Origin of the sequence: uncultured Sunxiuqinia sp. (assembly GCF_947495665.1) — a bacterium.
Classification (GTDB): domain Bacteria; phylum Bacteroidota; class Bacteroidia; order Bacteroidales; family Prolixibacteraceae; genus Sunxiuqinia; species Sunxiuqinia rutila.
Window position 1 is genome coordinate 1 of sequence record NZ_CANLZV010000004.1, and the last position, 18,521, is coordinate 18,521.

Annotated in this window: 10 protein-coding genes; 2 read left to right on the top strand and 8 right to left on the bottom strand. The window is 43.1% G+C overall.

The features are described 5' to 3' along the window. The first annotated feature begins 1,059 nt into the window (after positions 1–1,059). Positions 1,060–2,100, top strand: a complete 1,041-nt coding sequence (locus tag Q1A18_RS06590) for a hemolysin family protein (RefSeq protein WP_299578141.1) — start codon at positions 1,060–1,062, stop codon at positions 2,098–2,100. Positions 2,101–2,234: 134 nt separating this feature from the next. On the opposite strand, the gene Q1A18_RS06595 is transcribed toward Q1A18_RS06590, so the two are convergent. The 7 genes from Q1A18_RS06595 to Q1A18_RS06625 form a co-directional block, all read right to left on the bottom strand. Beyond that, positions 2,235–4,163, bottom strand: coding sequence for a peptide-N-glycosidase F-related protein (locus tag Q1A18_RS06595; protein WP_299578142.1), 1,929 nt, complete (start codon positions 4,161–4,163; stop codon positions 2,235–2,237). 79 nt (positions 4,164–4,242) lie between these two features. After that, positions 4,243–5,733, bottom strand: coding sequence for an alpha-L-fucosidase (locus Q1A18_RS06600; protein ID WP_299578143.1), 1,491 nt, complete (start codon positions 5,731–5,733; stop codon positions 4,243–4,245). A 32-nt stretch (positions 5,734–5,765) separates the two neighbouring features. Further along, a complete protein-coding gene (locus Q1A18_RS06605; RefSeq protein ID WP_299578144.1) occupies positions 5,766–6,458 on the bottom strand; it encodes a TonB-dependent receptor plug domain-containing protein in 693 nt (230 codons plus the stop codon). Between the two features lie 122 nt (positions 6,459–6,580). Beyond that, positions 6,581–8,422: a SusD/RagB family nutrient-binding outer membrane lipoprotein gene (locus Q1A18_RS06610; protein ID WP_299578145.1), complete on the bottom strand. Its 1,842-nt coding sequence runs from the start codon at positions 8,420–8,422 to the stop codon at positions 6,581–6,583. Positions 8,423–8,442: 20 nt separating this feature from the next. Next, entirely contained in the window at positions 8,443–11,820 is a 3,378-nt protein-coding gene (locus Q1A18_RS06615; protein ID WP_299578146.1) for a SusC/RagA family TonB-linked outer membrane protein, read from the bottom strand. A 49-nt stretch (positions 11,821–11,869) separates the two neighbouring features. Beyond that, positions 11,870–13,120 (bottom strand): ROK family transcriptional regulator, encoded by a 1,251-nt coding sequence (locus tag Q1A18_RS06620; RefSeq protein WP_299578147.1) that lies wholly within the window; start codon positions 13,118–13,120, stop codon positions 11,870–11,872. Between the two features lie 393 nt (positions 13,121–13,513). After that, entirely contained in the window at positions 13,514–15,976 is a 2,463-nt protein-coding gene (locus tag Q1A18_RS06625) for a TonB-dependent receptor (protein WP_299578148.1), read from the bottom strand. A 231-nt stretch (positions 15,977–16,207) separates the two neighbouring features. Here Q1A18_RS06625 and Q1A18_RS06630 point away from each other — a divergent pair, with 231 nt between their 5' ends. Next, entirely contained in the window at positions 16,208–17,086 is an 879-nt protein-coding gene (locus Q1A18_RS06630) for a sugar phosphate isomerase/epimerase (protein ID WP_299578149.1), read from the top strand. A 66-nt stretch (positions 17,087–17,152) separates the two neighbouring features. On the opposite strand, the gene Q1A18_RS06635 is transcribed toward Q1A18_RS06630, so the two are convergent. Next, complete coding sequence (locus Q1A18_RS06635) at positions 17,153–18,430, bottom strand: AmpG family muropeptide MFS transporter (protein WP_299578150.1); 1,278 nt, start codon at positions 18,428–18,430, stop codon at positions 17,153–17,155. Between the last annotated feature and the right edge of the window lie 91 nt (positions 18,431–18,521).

Genomic DNA, 18,521 nt, shown 5'->3' on the forward strand with positions numbered 1-18,521 from the left:
TTCGCAATTCTTCCTTATCTTTCTACTTTTTCAATATTTTCAATGAACGTATCATTCTTTCAAAAAACAACCGCTTTGCTAGCGGCTCTTTCTGATTTTTGTGTTTCAGTATCTTTCGATTGAACTCCTCTCACTTCCCTACTCCGGCAAGCCGTTTCAGTAGTTCGGGGCGGCAAAGATAGAAAGCTTTTTTGGCTTTCGCAAAACTTTCTGAGCTTTTTTTCAAACTCTTTTTTTTGCCCCTTATCAGCCTTTCCTGTTACGGAAAATCAAACCCTAAGGTTTGCCTGATAATACTCAATCTGTCGATGAACTCTTTCGCTCTTAAAGCGGCTGCAAAACAAAGGCTTTTTTCTGAATCTTCCAAGCATTTTAAAACTTTTATTTTTCAGAGGCCGACGCCCGCAATCCCAGCAAGAACGCTGCTTTCAGAGCTTCCGATGTAACTCGTATGTCTCTCAAAGCGGGTGCAAATATAGGGAGCTTTTTTAATCCCGCAAGCGCTTTTGGATTTTATTTTTAAACTTTCTGAAGCCCGACAATCCGAACGCCTTATTAGCAATCATTTAGCAAAACATTTTTTTTCACCGCCTGTTGAGCTACTCCTGCAACAAACGCTCCGACCCGCGCTAAAAAAGCCTGGAAGCCTCATGAAGCCTGCTCTGGATGGGGCTATGGAAAGGTCTTCCAACAGAACAAATCATTTCCCCACCCTTATATAATATATAGGAACGCCAATTTGCAATGGTCAGAAGGCCCCCTAAAAACAAATTCATTTAATACCAGCCCCCCAGTTGTATTGGAATCCGTGTCATTAACATGCAACTGCTCAAAAAGTGGAGCCGACTTGGGTCATGCAAACGGCGCACACTTACAAAGAAGCCAATGGGGCCAACCATAATCACCCATCTGCCCCCTTTCTTCCACGAAAGTCACACCACCAAACAGCATTCTTACGCAAACACTCAAGGGGCAAACACATATTTACCTTAAGTTTTAAGCTGATTCTCTCCGTTTCTCCGGCACAATTATTATTTTTCGGAACACAAATCGCAAACTATGGGCATGTTACTCTTTTATCTGATTTTAGCCTTAGGAATATCATTCCTATGTTCTGTGCTGGAATCTGTTTTGTTATCCGTAAGTTTTTCATTTATCTATTTAAAAGAAGAGGAAGGCAGCCATTCGGCTAAAATTCTGAAAAACATCAAAAATCAAATCGATCGTCCCCTGGCCGCTATCCTTACGCTAAATACCATTGCGCACACCATCGGGGCTGCAGGCGTAGGCTCCGAAGCAACCAAATTATTTGGAGAAGCCTATTTTGGTATCATCTCGGCTGTGCTCACTATTTTGATTTTAGTGTTGTCTGAGATTATTCCCAAAACAATTGGTGCTCAATATTGGAGAGAACTTGCTCTGCCAACAGCTCGAATTATTCAAGGGTTGATCCTGATTACTTACCCACTGGTGCTTCTCAGCGAATTTATTACCCGCGCCTTTTCCAAAGGAAAAAGCAAACAATCAATTAGCCGGGAAGAAGTTGCCATGCTGGCATCATTGGGTCTTGACGAAGGAATTTTCAAGGAAACGGAAAGTAAAATCATCATCAACCTCATCCGACTTCGCGATATTAAGGTCAAAGACATCATGACACCACGGACAGTTATGCTGGCAGCTCCGGAAACCATGACCTTGGCTGAGTTTTTTGGGCAAGAGACCTTCTTTCAATTCTCGCGGATTCCAATTTTTCAAGAAAGTATCGACAAAATAACCGGTTACGTTCTGAAACAGGATGTTATGGAAAAGCTGGCTGCCGGGGCCAGTGACGAACCGCTGCTTAACCACAAACGTGAACTGGTGGTGTGCTACGAAAACATTACGGTACCGGTACTTTTTGAGAAACTGCTCTTCAAAAAAGAACACGTAGCTCTTGTTATTAATGAATATGGAGGCACCGAAGGCCTGGTGACCATGGAAGACATTATTGAAACCATTCTTGGACTGGAAATTACCGATGAAAAAGACATCCAGACAGACATGCAGCAACTAGCCCGCGAACGTTGGGCGAAGCGCACCAAAGACATGGACATCAAATAAGACAGTTAAGCTAACGCAGGTGCCAAGAAAATACGAAGCGATCTGCATTCTAAAATAAAAAAGCCAGCCATCGATTCTCTTTCGATAGCTGGCTTTAGTTTATTATTCCTTCCCAACTTTATCGGGAACTATACTTAGTCAAAACTTCTGGATGTTTTATTGACCCGAAGTTTGAGTTTACTTTCTCCTTCAACAAACAGCTCTACAACATAGCGTCCGTCTTTAAATTCAGAGAAATCAATATCAAATGTCTTATGCTCCACTTGCTTGAAGGGGATCGTCTTCACCAGATCGCCATCTGCCAAAATATGAATCTCACCATCTGAAGGCTTTTCGGTATCCACCATCAATTCTGTTTTCGACTTAAACATACGTGGGTGAAGGATATACAGTTCCTGCTCAACGTTTTCGTCAATACGAGGGGCTTTCGAAGTTGTAAAATCCAGCTTTTCCCCAACTCCACAATCACTTTCGAAACGATGCAACACCTGACCATTTAAATCCGACAGATACATGTAGCCATAACCTTGCTTAGGCATAAACCAAAATTCCAATCCGTTATGAGCGGTGTCCTGCAAAGCCAAGCGATATTTACCCTCAGCCAAAACCAAAGTGTCCCGATATAAGGTATTTGCTTCCGACTGTTCCGGAGTACGCTCAAAAACAACTTCCTGTTGTTCATTAATTACCCGAATGGTATTGTCGCCAGGCGCATTGTTCGATTTATACGTTAGCACCATTGTCTCCGGCATTTCTTTTGGAGAGACAAACGCTGCCTGCCGGCTGTTGTCTGCGTCCCATTCATCCATTTCACCATTCGCCAAACTAACTTCCACTGAAAAAACATTTTCACCAAAGTTAAAATCAATCACTCCAGGCAATACAATCACTTGCTCCTCATAAAAACCAAGTTCTCCGGTCCAGGTAAAAGTTTTAAAATCGAACCCTTCGGTACCGTAAACAATATCCAAGGCCTGAATAGGCTCACTCCCCAAATTACGCACCACAATGCGTGGCTCAAAGCAAGAAGGATTCAAACGATTGAGCTCAACCGATTTGTTCGGCACCAGAATTTCTTCAATGGCCACATCGTTTTTACTGTTTGGCTGGTTGTATTGAAACAACATGGCCTGAATCGATTCGTTGGCCTGTACATTTTTTTGAGCGGTGTAAGGCTCCAGCTCCAAATCAATGGTGTGTGTTGGCTGGGTAATTGGGAAATCAATCAAGTCAGCTTTCTGCAAATCGCCCGGACACCAATAAGCCCGGTCAAAGATCCAGGTACCGCCCTGAGGATAAAGGGCATTGTCGGCACACTCTTTCCACATATCACGACGATCAATCACCACTCCATCGACAACCACTTCACGCCAACGGCTACAAAACTCGCTGCAACCTCTAGGGCGATCCATCCCATGCCCGGTATGCTGAATGCGCAAACGTCCCAACTTAGCTTCCGGAGCCATTTTCATTTCCACCGGCGCCAAGGATGCTGTAATTGGCTTAGTACTGTCTCCATACGCATAGTTTCCGGCAAATACCTTATCGTACTTAACCATTTCGGCGACAGGTTTACCAACATTCACTTCAAAATCAATCGTCAAATCCCAACCAACATCCTTGCTCTCATAGCCCGAATGCATGTATTCAACTTCCACGCTGTCACGCAGCAAACTGGCAAAGTCAGTCACATCAACCCGCCATTTCCATTCCCAGTCTTTCTTAAAGTTACTTCCGTAAGGCGTTAGCATCCGCCCAATTTCCAGGTTAAGCGAATCGCCATGCACTCCGCCGACCCGACGAATGGTAATGTGATCCAGGTAATCCCAGTGCGCAATGTTAATGGAATCAGGATGTCCCAAAGTCACATCCATAAACACACGTCTAACGGGTTCATCTTTCCCAGGAAAGACAGCCCAATTTTTAAAATAATTGCTCCCACTTGGACTACAAGTAATCGTTTCGTGGTTGTGAGAGGTTACAATAACCGTTTTGGGTTCAATTTTCGGAGTACAACTCACCAAAGCGATTAATCCCACATAAAGCAAAAAGCGATAGAACATATTCTTCTGTTTTTATAGGTGATTTAAAGGTTAACTGATCTCAGCACCCTGCTTTTCAGCTAACCGTTTTTAATTATCATCAATCTTCAGCTATTTCGAACTGAAGTACCCAGGCATAACCAGCCGGTGGATTCTTCCGCAACTTTGCAGGAATTTGCACCAACATGCCATTTCCAGATTTCTTCCAACTCAATGATTTTCCATCTCCAAGCAGACTTACTTTTGCGCCTCTCTTTGGCTGGAAAGAATTCACGTAAATCTCTGCAGGTAATTGTTTTTGGCCTTCATCAGCCAGGTAGATTGCATTAATGGTATTCGAATCTTTTTTACGGGTGAAGCAAATATTGGCTTCTTTATACGGAGCAATCGCCCGTGTACTGTAAATGGCTTCGCCATTCACCTGAATCCATTCGCCCATGGCTTCCAACAACTGATAAGCTTCATCGTGCCACGTTCCATCAGGCCCCGGAGCTATATTATAAAGTAAGTTTCCACCTTTAGCCACAATATCAACCAACATATGGATGGCTTTTCTTGGACTCATGTATTGTGCATCGGGCACATAAGACCAACCACCGCCGGCAATAATGCACGACTCCCATGGAAATGGCAACGCTTCTTCCGGTACTTTATTTTCAGGCGTCAAGTAGTTTTGGTTTTTCCCTTCTACTGCACGGTCCACCACAATTAGCCCGGGTTGTTTTTTGCGCACCTTTTCAACAAGCTCATCCATTTTGATGTCTTGATTCACTGCAAACGACTTCAAAAAACCAGAGGAAGTTCCCATGCCTTTTCGAATCAAAGAATGCTGCATTTCTTCTTTTGAAGACTTTGCTACCCAACCGCCATCGAGCCATAAAATATCGATCTTGCCATAATCGGTCATCAGCTCCAAAATTTGATTGTGCGTAAAATCAACAAACTTTTGCCATTTTTCAGGATAGGCTTCCGGATCGTAGTTCACATTCCGGTTGAACGGAGGAAAGTACGGATCCCAATAGTAATCAGAATGCCAGTCAGGTTTTGAGAAATAGGCTCCAGCCCATAACCCTTCATTTCTGAAAGCATCAAAAATTTCTTTTGTAATGTTGGCTTTTGGATTGGAATGAAATGCACATGCCTCATCGGTCACCTTATAATCAGTATATTTCGAATCAAACATGCAAAAGCCATCATGGTGCTTGGTCGTAAAAACCAAGTACTTCATTCCGGCATCACTTGCTGCCTTGGCCCACTTCTCCGGATTGAAATCTACGGGATTGAAGGAATTCTTCAGTCCTTCATATTCCTTTACATACTCATAGTAATTCTCCGGATTATTCCCTTTTTTGCGTTGGCACCAGCCATAGTCTTCCGGGCAAATTGACCAGGACTCCACAATTCCCCATTGGCTGTATGCTCCCCAGTGCATCAAAAGGCCAAATTTTAAATCCTGCCATTGATCTAATTTCTCATTCACCAAAGGATCATCCACAGGGTGATATCGCTGTCCTTCATATTCGTGAACCATCTGAGCGGAGGCACTCAGAACCAAAAAAGTAAAACACAGATTCGTTAGTAGTTTTTTCATTGCAACAAAAATTTAGCTAGTCATATAATTGATCAATCCGTTGATTTTGTTTTTACAACAATGACTCCTCCCATACCCCGAGAACCATAACGTGCAGAAGCCGCAGCTCCTTTAAGCACCGAAATTGACTTTACCTGAGTTGGCGGAATATTCACAAAAACCGGGAACTCCACAATGGTTCCGTCAACCACCAGCAAAGCAGGAACATCGCCACTGTTGATCGTTGTTGCTCCACGAATATTAATGGCATTATTTCTAATGCTGACTCCGGAAATACGCCCTTCAATTGCCTCCAAAATAGTTTGATAATTACTGTAATCCGAGTCCGCTTCCAAATGCTGAATGGCATATGTCAGCTGCTCTTCACTAATATGTCCGTAACCTGTAGCTATTTCGAAATTTTTTTCGCCATTCCTGTAGCGCAAATTTACAATTACTGAATCGGAATCAGCAAAGTTCCTCAATTTAATATTTTCAGAATAGAAGCCATTGGCGCTTATTTTCAATTTTCCCTTTTCATCGCAAACCAGAGAAAACACTCCCTTTTCATCGGTAAGCACTTCCGTATCTGACCCCTTGCAAACAACCGAAACCTTACTTAAAGGAATCGAACTAAAAGCTGTTACTCTTCCTTTTATCGCATGCTCCTGAGCTATCGCCGACAGCGAGAAACTCCCCCAAAAGCAAACGATAAAAAACAACAAGTTGGACTTAGATTTCACCATGCCTATTATTTTTTGATTTTTTGAAAATGAATACAGAATGAAAAACCGCTGAACGTAAAGAACAGCGGTTTTATCGCACCTAAACTAGCCCAATATCCAAACGAAGGATATCCAATTAGTGATTAATTCTTGGGACCTGCTCCGTAATTGGGGTTTTCTTGATCGAACCACAACCTTTCCGCATTCAGAATTGTAGCCTCCGGAGTACCGGTTGTGAAACCTTGCTCCTGAATAGCCGCCATTTTGTTGGCATAATTGATGTCATCCTCTGTTGGCGTATCCACCACAAAGCGACGAGGAAGAACCACTGCAGCCCCAGAGGCTGTCACATCCTCCCAAGCCAAGTAGGCACTGCCCTTTTTCGGAATTCCGGAACGACGAACAGTTGTCCAGATATCATTGGGTGTATTCAAAAAGTTGATAAATTGCTGAATATAGACTTTTTCCAAACCATCGGTTGTTAAATCATAAGCATTCAGAGCCAGCAGATCCGTAATTTCTCCATCCCGAAGCATGGTAGCTGCCTCTGCAGCTTCATCAGCATCAACATAAACCGGATCGCCATTGTAATACGGCATTTGCTGATGCTCTGCAAATCGATCAGCACGCATCACAGACAACTCAACTCCCCAGTCGAAATACTCCTGTGCGCTTTTGGGAAGATTAGCTCCCAACAACTTGAATTCAGCCAGATACAGATTCGTTTCGGCTGCCGTACCCAAAATAACATACAGCGGTGGATCATTGTCTTTCAGTTCAATAATACGTCCACCTGGTTTGGTTGGGTAGGTGTAGTTATAAGTTGTGCGTGTCAGCTTTTCAGAATACAGAGAAGTGGCAATATACGTTTTAGTTTCAATCTTGTTCGTGGCACCTTGGTTGAAGTACTTTTCATTGGCCGGATCCAAAACAGCATCAGGCGACAATGGAGCCCCATGATAACGAACCCAAGGTTCACCATCACCTAACCAACCTGCAAAATTGCCATCAGCATCCAAATCAACTAATGGAGCGATGTAAGGAGGAAGAGCTTTCCCAGCATCGATAAATGCCTGCACGACTTCTCCGTTAAAATGGTTTTTCTCAAAGGAAAAACGCAGACGAGGATCTTTGTTGGCTAACAAGAAATCAACCAGATTTTTACTGGCATAACCAATCCACATGCCATTACCAGTTCCGTAGTATTTAATATCCCTTTTGTAGATAAAGTCGTCATTCATTTCATCCATGTAGCCCACAGAAGAGTTGGCCACCTGCTCTACAATCTGGATAGCCCGGGCCCGGTCTTTATTCACTAAGCGAGCTGCAATACGAAGTTTTAGGAGATTGCAGTATTTCGCCCACTGCCCATAGTCACCACCATAAATCCGATCCTGGTTTCCCATGGCAAACTGGTCAGTTGCAGTTAAGCCGGCTATGGCCTCATCCAGTTCGGTCAGCCAGATATTAAACAACTCCTGTTGGCTATCTACCTTAGGTGTTAATAACGGAGGATTGGTGTATGGCGCCAAACCAGCCTCAGTGTAAACCAATGATCCTGTTTGATCAGTAATGGTTAGAGCCGTTGCAATCTGAACCGGATAAGTCAAAGCACGTAGGGCTTGGTAAGCTCCTTGCTCTTCTTCAGGCAATGCATCTATACGCGCTCTGATGTCCATGGTTTGCGGCATCAGACTTCCGTAAAGATTCTGACCTCCAGCCGGTCCCATCTCATTATAAGTTACACCATTGCCCCCCTGCGCACTTCCAACCTGCGTCCAGGGATGAATGTATTGAAAGTTGCTGTAAAACCAATTGGTATAGTCGTTACCATACATTTGCTCAATGGCTTTCGTCATGGAGTATCTCAAATCAGGCTCTGATAATGTTGAAGGGTCGGTGTTAAGTTTAGCAAACTCTTCCTTATCGCACCCAATCGCTAAAATAAAGATCAGAGCAAATATTAATTTATATGTTGTTTTCATATTTACCATTTTTAAGTTTTTTAGAAATCAATACTGATTGACATGGTGTAGGTCGCAGTATATGGCGTAAAGTTGCGCTCGAAGTACGAATAGTTACTTGTTGTTCCCCTAAAACTTTCCGGGTTCAAGTGGTTCGGCATCGAGTTATACAGGTAGAACAGGTTACGTGCATTTAATGAAACATACATATTCTGCGCTTTCATCTTCTGAGCTAAACTCTTTGGCAGGTTGTAGCCAATTGAAATATTACGCAAGGCAATGTATTTCACTTCACTTACCCAGTCCTTATTGACAACACCACTTCCCCAGGAATTGACAAGATAGGTATAGAAGCCTGCGTGAGTTGGCTCTACGTGCCCTGCCTCATAAGCTTCCTGGTAAGTCATACCACCAACATCAACGGATTCTCCACTTGGAGCTGTTACCATTTGCCCCTCAGCAAATACCCCTTCCGGAATCATCCCATCGTGAAACACCTGTCCTTTTGTGTCTTCATACTCACTGGTCCAGGTAATACCTCCATGCTCAGGATCACGCCATCTCAATGAGGTTTCCATGATACCGTATGAAGTACCGTAACGGTTCGAGTAAGAAGCAATATGTCCACCAAAACGGGCATCCAGCAAGACGGATAAATTGAAGTTTTTGTAGCGGAAATCATTGTTCCACGAACCTTCAAAGTCAGGATTGATTTTTCCGACTTCCTGCACTTCGTAACTTCTGGTGTAACCAGCACCCCGGTAGCTATCCAGCCACCTCAACACTTTGTTACCATTTTCATCCATTAGCGGATTGATGTCTGACATCAACACTCCGTATTCACCATCTTCAAAAGCAACCGATGCAATACGGTAGTTTCCATAATTCTCAGAACCTGCTAAACGTTTGTACTCGCCCACTTCATCAACCAAATTTGAAATTTTGGTTTCATTGTTCCAGTAGTTAAAGGTTGATTTCCATTCAACGTTTCTGGTTCGAACAGGTGAAAAACCAACTGAAATTTCCAAACCTTTATTAGTCATGGTACCCACGTTGGTCAACATCTCATTCAATCCTGACTCAGCAGGAAGAGGAACGGTTGAAATCTGGTTATTAATCTTCTCATTATAGTAGGCTACGTCAGCACTCAAGCGGTTTTCAAATAAACGAATATCCACACCAACTTCAAACGAGTTTTTCAACTCAGGCTTGATACTGGGGTCAACCAGGGATGTACTTTTTGTATTCAGATAAGCAAAGTTACCTCCTTCAATTTCCCATGTTCCCGAACCATAGCCTTTATTAATTGTATAAGGCGAGGTGTCGTTACCCACTTGTGCCCAGGATGCTCTCAATTTACCAAATGAAAACATAGCTGGCATGTCGAAGGTTTCTGTGAAAATCCAGGAAGAACTCACAGAAGGATAGAAATAGGAGAAGTTACCTGTTCCGTCGGTATAAACCAAGGCCGAAGACCAGTCATTACGTCCGGTCACATCCAGGAAAATCTGCTCTTTCCAGCTACCACTCAACAAGAAATACAAGGAATTAACTTGATGCGTATTCCCAATTCCTGCCGATGTATTCAAGGTTCTCTTTGAGTTACCCATAAAGAATTTTCCAGGAACTTTCAATCCTCCATCCGTCCAGGTGCGGTTAAAGGAAGTTTCACGATCCCAAAGTTCACCTCCCAACATGGCATTGGTTGTAAAATCACCAAAGTCTTTATTCAGGTTAACAACCAACTTACCCGTACGACTAACATCACGATCGTGGCGAATTTCATAACTACCACCATCATTGGCATACCCATTACCTAAGTTTTTATTCTCATAGAAGGTCGTATAATGATTCATATTACCTTCAGCCATAATCGACATCCAATCGGTAATATCAGCCGTCAAACGAACGATTGGACGTGTAACTTGTTCTTCCCGCGTTTGCTTGTCGAGATTATAGTTATGCCATGTTCCATTTCCGGGTACATTAGCATATAAATCGCCATAGTTACTGTTTGGTACACCGCCATGAGATGCCTGGTAAACATCGCGTTGTTTCCAGCGTTTGGTATCATACCATCCGGCCCAGCTTCCTGTTGCAAAACTCAACGACAGTGCATTACCCGGGTTGGTTACAAGTGAATTGGTGAATGATACAGAGGCATCGGCACGCAACCAGCTTGCCAGATCATACGATCCCTTAAACAACATCGAGTATCTTTCAAACTCATCGGTTGGTGAAGTTCCTTCCCGATAGTTATAGGCATTGGATAAGTAGAAACTTCCTTTATCGGTACCACCACTCAGGGCCACAGCCGTATTGGAATTTATTCCAACATCGTAAGCGTCCTTCATGCTGTTTTTATACCCCACGTAGTTTCTCATTACGCCATCAAAATCTTCAATTGGACGACCATCGTATTTAGGTCCCCACAAGAAACCGGCATTGGGGTTGCCAATTTTGGTTACTGTCTGAACACCATCCACTTCGCGCGTGTAAAACTGGCTGTAGTCGAATCGGTAATAGTTTCCATTTTCGTCTTTTTCCCCATAGCCAATCGCACCAATCAGGTCTCCGGGACCAAATTCATACTGAAGGTCAGGCTGTTTGTAGACATGGTCAATACCGACCGATTGGGTTACTTTTACCCCAATTCCTTTTTTGCCATGACCATCTTTTGTTTTAATGACCACGGCACCATTGATACCACGCGAACCATAAAGCGCAGTTGCCGCAGCTCCTTTCAATACCGACACCGACTCGTAATCATCGGGATTCATGTTTTTCAGGATGTTACCAAAGTCGTTGGCATTATCTGCCCACTCGCTGGCATTTGAAACGGAGTTTTCAACAATCACTCCGTCAATAACGAAGATCGGCTGGTTGTTGTTGGAGTTCAGCACAGAAACCCCGCGAATCTGGATTTTAGCGTTACCCACTAAACCTCCATCGGAAGTTCCAATACTTAAACCTGCTGATTTCCCTTGAAGTGCCTGAACCGGGTTGACGGTATTCGTCTGAGCAATATCTTCCCCACTAACTTCAGTCATCGCATATCCCAGTGCTTTTGCTTCCCGTTTAATACCAAGGGCTGTTACCACTACTTCGTCAATTCCAATTTCGTCGGGCTCCATCTGAACATCGATGGTTTGACGACCGCCAACATTCAATTCCATGGTTCTCATTCCCACAAACGAAAAATCTAGGACTGCATCGGAAGGCACCTGAATGGTGTAATTCCCATCGATGTCAGTTACCGTACCATTACTGGTACCTTTTTCCAGGACTGTTACTCCAGGGATTCCCTCCCCGTCTACGTCCCTTACTGTACCACTCACGCTCATTTGCGCATGAGTCTGCCCGATTAGCAAAAGAGCCAAACAGACTGTACTCAAAAATGTCAAGATAATTTTTCTCATAGAACTAAGATTTAGATTAATTTGTGCAGCAAGACTGCACATGTTAAGACTACATTTTTACTTGTACCGATTTATAGTTAGACTGAATTGATGCCTGATTAAACAGATAGTTGTAGTACATCGCTGTAACGCCGAGCAAGCCCGCCCCTTTGTTTTGTTTTGAGACAATCACCTGGGCTTGTTGACTAATATTCTCGAGGCAATAACGATTGAGTGCTTGCTGAACAGGAACTAACACATATTGATTAGCTTCTGCCAAATCGCCACTCAGAACAATGATTTCAGGGTTCAATAGCTGGATTAAAATGGCCAGTCCTTTGCCCATTTCCAATCCCACTTTATTTAGAAGAGCAATGGCGAACTCATCGCCACGCTTCGCAGCTTTTATAATGTCTTTAGGGCCGAGGGCTTGCAGGTTATCCTGAAACAGAGGAGTCAATTGAGAAACTTTACTTTGTTGAATTCCTTCTTTAGCCATTCTCACCAAAGCTGTTGCCGAAGCCACTGTCTCCAAACAACCTCGCTTCCCGCAAATACACAGGTCTCCTCCCTCTTCGAGCTTGATATGACTAAACTCTCCTGCAAATCCAGTAGCTCCGCTAAAACACTCCCCATTCAGGATCATCCCTAGCCCAAGTCCCCAGCTCCAATTTACCACCAAGGCATTTTCAATATCACTTACCTCGCCAAACAGATACTCGCCATAGGCTTGTGTTCGTGCGTCATTCTCAATCAATACATCTTTCTCAAAACAAGCCTCTAATCTTGACTTAATATTATTGTGCTCTACATCCTTGATAGTATAGTTTATTCCCTTTTCTGAATCAACCAACCCGGGCATGCCCACAGCCACCCCAATAACATGATCAAAACTGATATGAGAATCCGCCAGCAAATTTTTGGCAGCCTCAAAAATCTTCTTTTCCAGGTTTACATCATCAATATCAGTTTCAACAAGAGTGACTTTGGTAACTTGCTGATGCCGTGGATTAAAAACAGTAACTTTCGAATGGAAACGTCCCATTTCACAAGCAATAACAAAGAAGGTATTCTCTACTAAACCATAAAGAGCTGGCTTACGCCCCCCGTTTGATTCTCCTAAGCCATAAAATTTCACATAACCCTCATCGATAAGTTCATCAATCAAACTTCGCATGGTTGGATTGCTTACCCCCACAGAGTGGCTTAAGTCAGAAGCCGACAGGATATCTGAGCCGTACAGCATTTTTAATACTTCTCTCTTCAGGCGGTACTTTTTCAACTCAGAACCAAGAATTTCAGTTACGTTAGTTTTTTTCAAGAGAACCATTTTGTTTAGTAAAATTTTGTCATCAAGAAACAAGTTCTATAGATTTCTCAACATACACACAATACTTTTGCTTTTTTTTTCAAAAGTATGCTCTACAATATATTTTGCTCATTATCAATCACTAATGAAAAATAATTCTGTTACTGCTAAATAAATCAAGCTTGCGACAAAAAGATCTAGCAATCAACCCAATAAAAGAGAAGAAAAAAAACAAACAAATAGAGATCAAGAATCAGCGCAAATACGGAGTAACAGGTCTTTGCACAGCGAAGCACCAATAGTCCTAAACATTGAAGTAAAAACACCACTCTTTCGAAAAACAAAGGCACAAAAAAAGGAGGCCAACTGACCTCCTCCTTAATTTAAACCCAAAGATTAATAAAACTAAAATCCACCGTCGTCATAATCTATTTCGCGTGTTCCATCGCCACCGTTGCGCTCTAACTTGTAGTTATTGATTTTGTAACTCAAGGTTAAAGTTACAACCTGCGACTCACGTTCGCGCTTATATACATTATAAAAGTCAACACCTCGGGAAGTGCGCTCGAACTTCATGGTTCCAAATACATCCCGTAAGCTGAGGGTAGCAGTCAATTTCTTTTTCATCAAATCCTGGCGATAAGACAGGTTGGTAAAGAAAAAGCTTGAACTTTCCCCCTGCGCCGAAACCGATGGTCCCCGGTAATAGCCTGTCAATTGAAAGCGCGAATTTGAATTCAGCTTCACCGTCGTATTCAAACGTCCGGTGTAGTTGGTACTCTTACGGTCAATTGATTCACCAAGCACCTCGCCTTCCAAGCGATAGCGATAAACTGAAAAACTACCATTAAAAATCAACCAATCCTGAATATTGAGATTTCCCATGATCTCCGACCCCAGTGAAAAATCATTATTCAGATTCTCTGTGTTGATGTAAAAAATACCATCATCCCCCAACTGGGTAACCTGCGTAATAAGATTGTTGGTTACCCGATAAAATCCTTCCAAGGAAACAAATGATTTGCCATAGCTTTTCATCAGCCCCAATTCATACGAATCGGTGTATTCCGGTTTCAACTCCGGATTTCCATACCGAATGGTATATCGGTTGTAATAGTTTGGAAATGGGTCCAGATCACGACCGCCCGGCCGGTCAATCCGACGGCTGTAGCTTGTCATTAGCTGAATGTCATTTAAAAACTTATAGGAAAAGTGGGCTGTAGGAAAAAGGTCGAAGCGATTAATTTCGGCGGGAGTTTCGGCTTTCTCATGTGCAATGCTTCGGTTGGTGTATTCACCACGCAAACCCAGCTGGTAACTAAAGCTCCCAAAATTGTTGGCAAAAGTGGAATACCCGCTGATGATGTCGCGCTTAAAGTGCTGCGAGCTGGAATATTTGGGGTTATCGATGTAGTCGTTTGCATCATCATCCCAATCATTGAAGGAGTAATCTTCAAATTCGCGATCAATACGGGTTTGTAAACCGGCTTCAAAACGCCCGTCGTCACCCACCGGCTTTGTATAATCCAACTCAATCCGGTATTCATCTTCATCCTCCTCTTCAATGGTTCTCACCCGAGCCAGGTAGCCTCCAGTACGCTCAAAATCTGAATTAGTAATGTACTCATCTTCGAACTCAAAATCATCGCCCACACTGTTCGAGTAATAAAATAAGGCTTGCAATTTGTGTGTTCCATCTTCGTTAAACTTTTGCTGAAAGTTAATATTCGAGTTCCAATACGTTCCTGTTCGTTCCGAATCATCAAATTCAACGGAATACAAATCCAAACCTGCAGGATCGGTATATTCATGAATCCGGCTTTCACCTCCGCGTTTTCGGCCGTATTCCCCATAAGTTCCTGAGAAAGTCAGGGTTGACAAATCAGTCAGGAACAGATCGATTCCTCCTTTAAACCGATGTCCACTGCGTGCATAGTCACGGGTTCCGTCAGCAATTAAAAACTTGGTTGTATCCTGTAAATAAGTTTCCCGGTAGGAGTCGCCCGAACCATAAAAGGTTTCATCGCTAAAATCGGCCCCAAAAAAGAGGTTGGTTTTTCGGGTCTTGTAATTCAATGTGAGGTCGGTGCGGTATTTGTCGCGGGTGCCCACCATGGCATTCACAATCCCGTTAAAACCTGAAAGAACATTCTTTTTCATGACCACATTAATAATACCGGCCATCCCGTCAGGATCATACTTTGCGGAAGGATTGGTGATAATTTCAATGTTCTCGATGACCGATGCCGGCAATTGGCGCAAGGCATCACTCCCTTCCAATACGCTGGGTTTACCATCAATAAGAACGGTAAAACTTCCCGATCCACGCAGACTGACGTTCCCCTCAATATCCACTTCTACTGAAGGCGTATTCTCCAGCACATCAACGGCCGTTCCGCCGGCAGCATTGATATCCTGACTTACATTAATCACCTTTTTATCAATTTTGTATTCGATCCGCGAACGATCAGCCACAACATTTACAGCCCCAATTTCCTGGGTTGAAGGTTCCAGTTCAATAACTCCCAGATCAAGGTGCCGATTGCCGGAACCGATCCGCACATTGTTTATCCGTGTTTTGTTGAACCCGATGAAATTTGCTTCAATATAATAGGTTCCGAAATCAATTTTTCGAATCTCAAATTCACCATTGCTGTCGGTTATTCCCCCGGACACCAAGGACGAATCCGCGGGGTTGAAGATAGAAACATTGGCATATTCCATACTTTGCTTCGTCTGAGCATCAACAATCTGTCCCTTCACAATTGCCTTCAATTCAATTGTATTCGCGCTCTGCTCTGGTGGCTGGGCTGCCGCTGACAGGTTCAAAAACACCAATGTGCCTAAAAGTATTTTTCTAAAATTCATTCGTAAATTCTTTTTCGTTTCTATATGTTCTACGACATCAAATAGCGCAGATAGTTTAAATACCTCTTGCTCTTTTAATGTTAATGTTTGTAAACACCGGGAAATTGAAGGAGGAATCACTTATTTCCGGAACCAAATGGCATGGCAGTATCTCCCAGCTGAAAAATCTTTTTAACTATATTTGTCCATACAACTAATTTTTATCAACGATAATCTATTAAATCATTTAGAATGACACATGTAAATTTGAAGGCAAAAAGTATTTTGCTTGCAGTAATTCTGGTTGCATTTACCACATCGGTTTTTGCCGGAGAAAAAAACAATTCCAAAAAAGAAAAAGAAATCGGTATTCAACTTTGGTCAGTACGTGATGACATGGGGAAAGATCCTGCCGCAACCATTGCCAAACTTGGCGAAATCGGTTATTCATTTGTTGAAGCTGCCGGTTACAACGACGGCAAATTCTATGGCATGGAGCCCGCTAAATTCAAAGCTTTGCTTGAAAAAAACGGCATGTCGATGAGAGGATCACACACCGGTATTAACCTGCCCAAAAAAGGAGAATGGGATAAAGCCATGGAATGGTGGGACACCTGTATTGCTGCACACAAAGCCGCCGGAGCCAAATGGATTGTAAAACCTTCGATGGGACGCGATGCCTACGAAGACCTGGAAGTACTGAAACAATACTGCGAATATTACAATAAAGTGGGCGAAAAATGCAATGCTGCCGGAATCCGTTTTGGTTACCACAACCACGCCCAGGAATTTGAAACCGTGCTTGACGGACACATTTTCTACGATGTTTTACTGGAAAATACAGATCCTGACAAAGTGATGTTCGAACTGGACTTATACTGGATTCAGGAAGGTGGTAAAAATGCCGTGGATTACTTCAAAAAATATCCGGGCCGATTTGAATTGTACCATGTAAAAGATGTAGAGGAATTGGGTGCCAGTGGAAAAATGGATTTCAAACCGGCCTTTAAAATGGCCAAAAAAGCTGGTATGACTGATTACATTGTGGAAGTAGAACGCTACAACTACGCACCAATCATCAGTGTTGAAAAAAGCTTCGAATTCCTCAACAATGCCAAGTTCACAAAATAAATGGGTGGTTAGCAACCGTTAGAATATCAAAAAAACAGCCGTTGAGAACTTCAACGGCTGTTTTTTTTAGTTTTCCTTGGTTCCAAATTTGGGATCAATCTTCAGGAAGTTGATAATAATGAATCCAGGAATGGTACAAACCATTACCCACACAAAGAAGTACTGATACCCGATCAGCTCTTGAATCCAGCCACTGACCATACCCGGCAACATCATCCCTAAAGCCATAAATCCCGTACATAAAGCATAGTGCGCCGTTTTGTGCTTGCCTTCCGATAGGTAAATCATAAAAAGCATGTATGCCGTAAAACCAAAGCCGTAGCCAAACTGCTCTACCACTACTGATGCCGTAATAACGGCCAGGTTTTGCGTTTGCATGAAAGCCAAAAACACATAGACCAGGTTGGGCAGGTTCATGGCCAGTACCATGGGCCAAAGCCACGCTTTAATCCCATGCTTCGACACGGCAATTCCACCCAGAATTCCGCCTATCGTTAAAGCAATAATACCGGCTGTTCCATACACAAAGCCAATGTTACTGGTGGTTAGCGCCAGACCGCCTTCGGCCAGGTCATCCAACAAGAAAGGAGATGCCAGCTTCACCAGTTGCGCTTCACCCAAACGAAAAACCAGAATGAAAATAAGGGCCACTCCAATGCCTTCTTTTTTGAAAAAAGAGGTAAAGGTTCCTACAAACTCACGCATCACCTCGTTGATACTTTGATGTTCGCGCTTGGCATCACTTGTTGGATAGGGCAAAATAAACAGGTGCCACAAACAAAAAGCAGCAAAAAGAGCGGCAAAAATAAAAAAGGTAATACTCCAGGCCCAGGAGGTATTTTCAGCAATGCTTTCCATGTGCCCCGCCAGAATGACCAGCGGTCCTTGGCCGGCCAACATGGCAAACCGATAAAAGGTATTGCGAATTCCCACAAAAAAAGCCTGATCATGTTTCGACAATCCCAACATGTAAAACCCGTCAGCAGCAATATCATGTGTAGCCGAACTAAAAGCCATTAACCACAAAAAAGCCAAACTGTACTGAAAAAAGTTTGCCATGGGCAGGGTAAAGGCCACTCCGGCCAGCGCCGCACCAACCACCAGCTGCATGCTGATAATCCAAAACCGCTTGGTTCGCAGGTTGTCCACAATTGGGCTCCAGATCGGCTTAATTACCCAGGGCAAATACAACCAACTGGTATATAAAGCAATGTCGGTATTGGAAATATCCAACCGTTTGTACATAATTACCGACACGGTCATCACAAAAACATAGGGTAAGCCTTCGGCGAAATACAAAGAGGGGATCCATGCCCAGGCATTGCGAGTGGTTGCTTTTTTCATGAAGAAAGATTTTCGTTAGGATAAGTCTGTAAAATAATAATTTTTTATTGTTTTATTGGCTAATCAAGCTGGTTTCCGGCTAAGGCTCCGG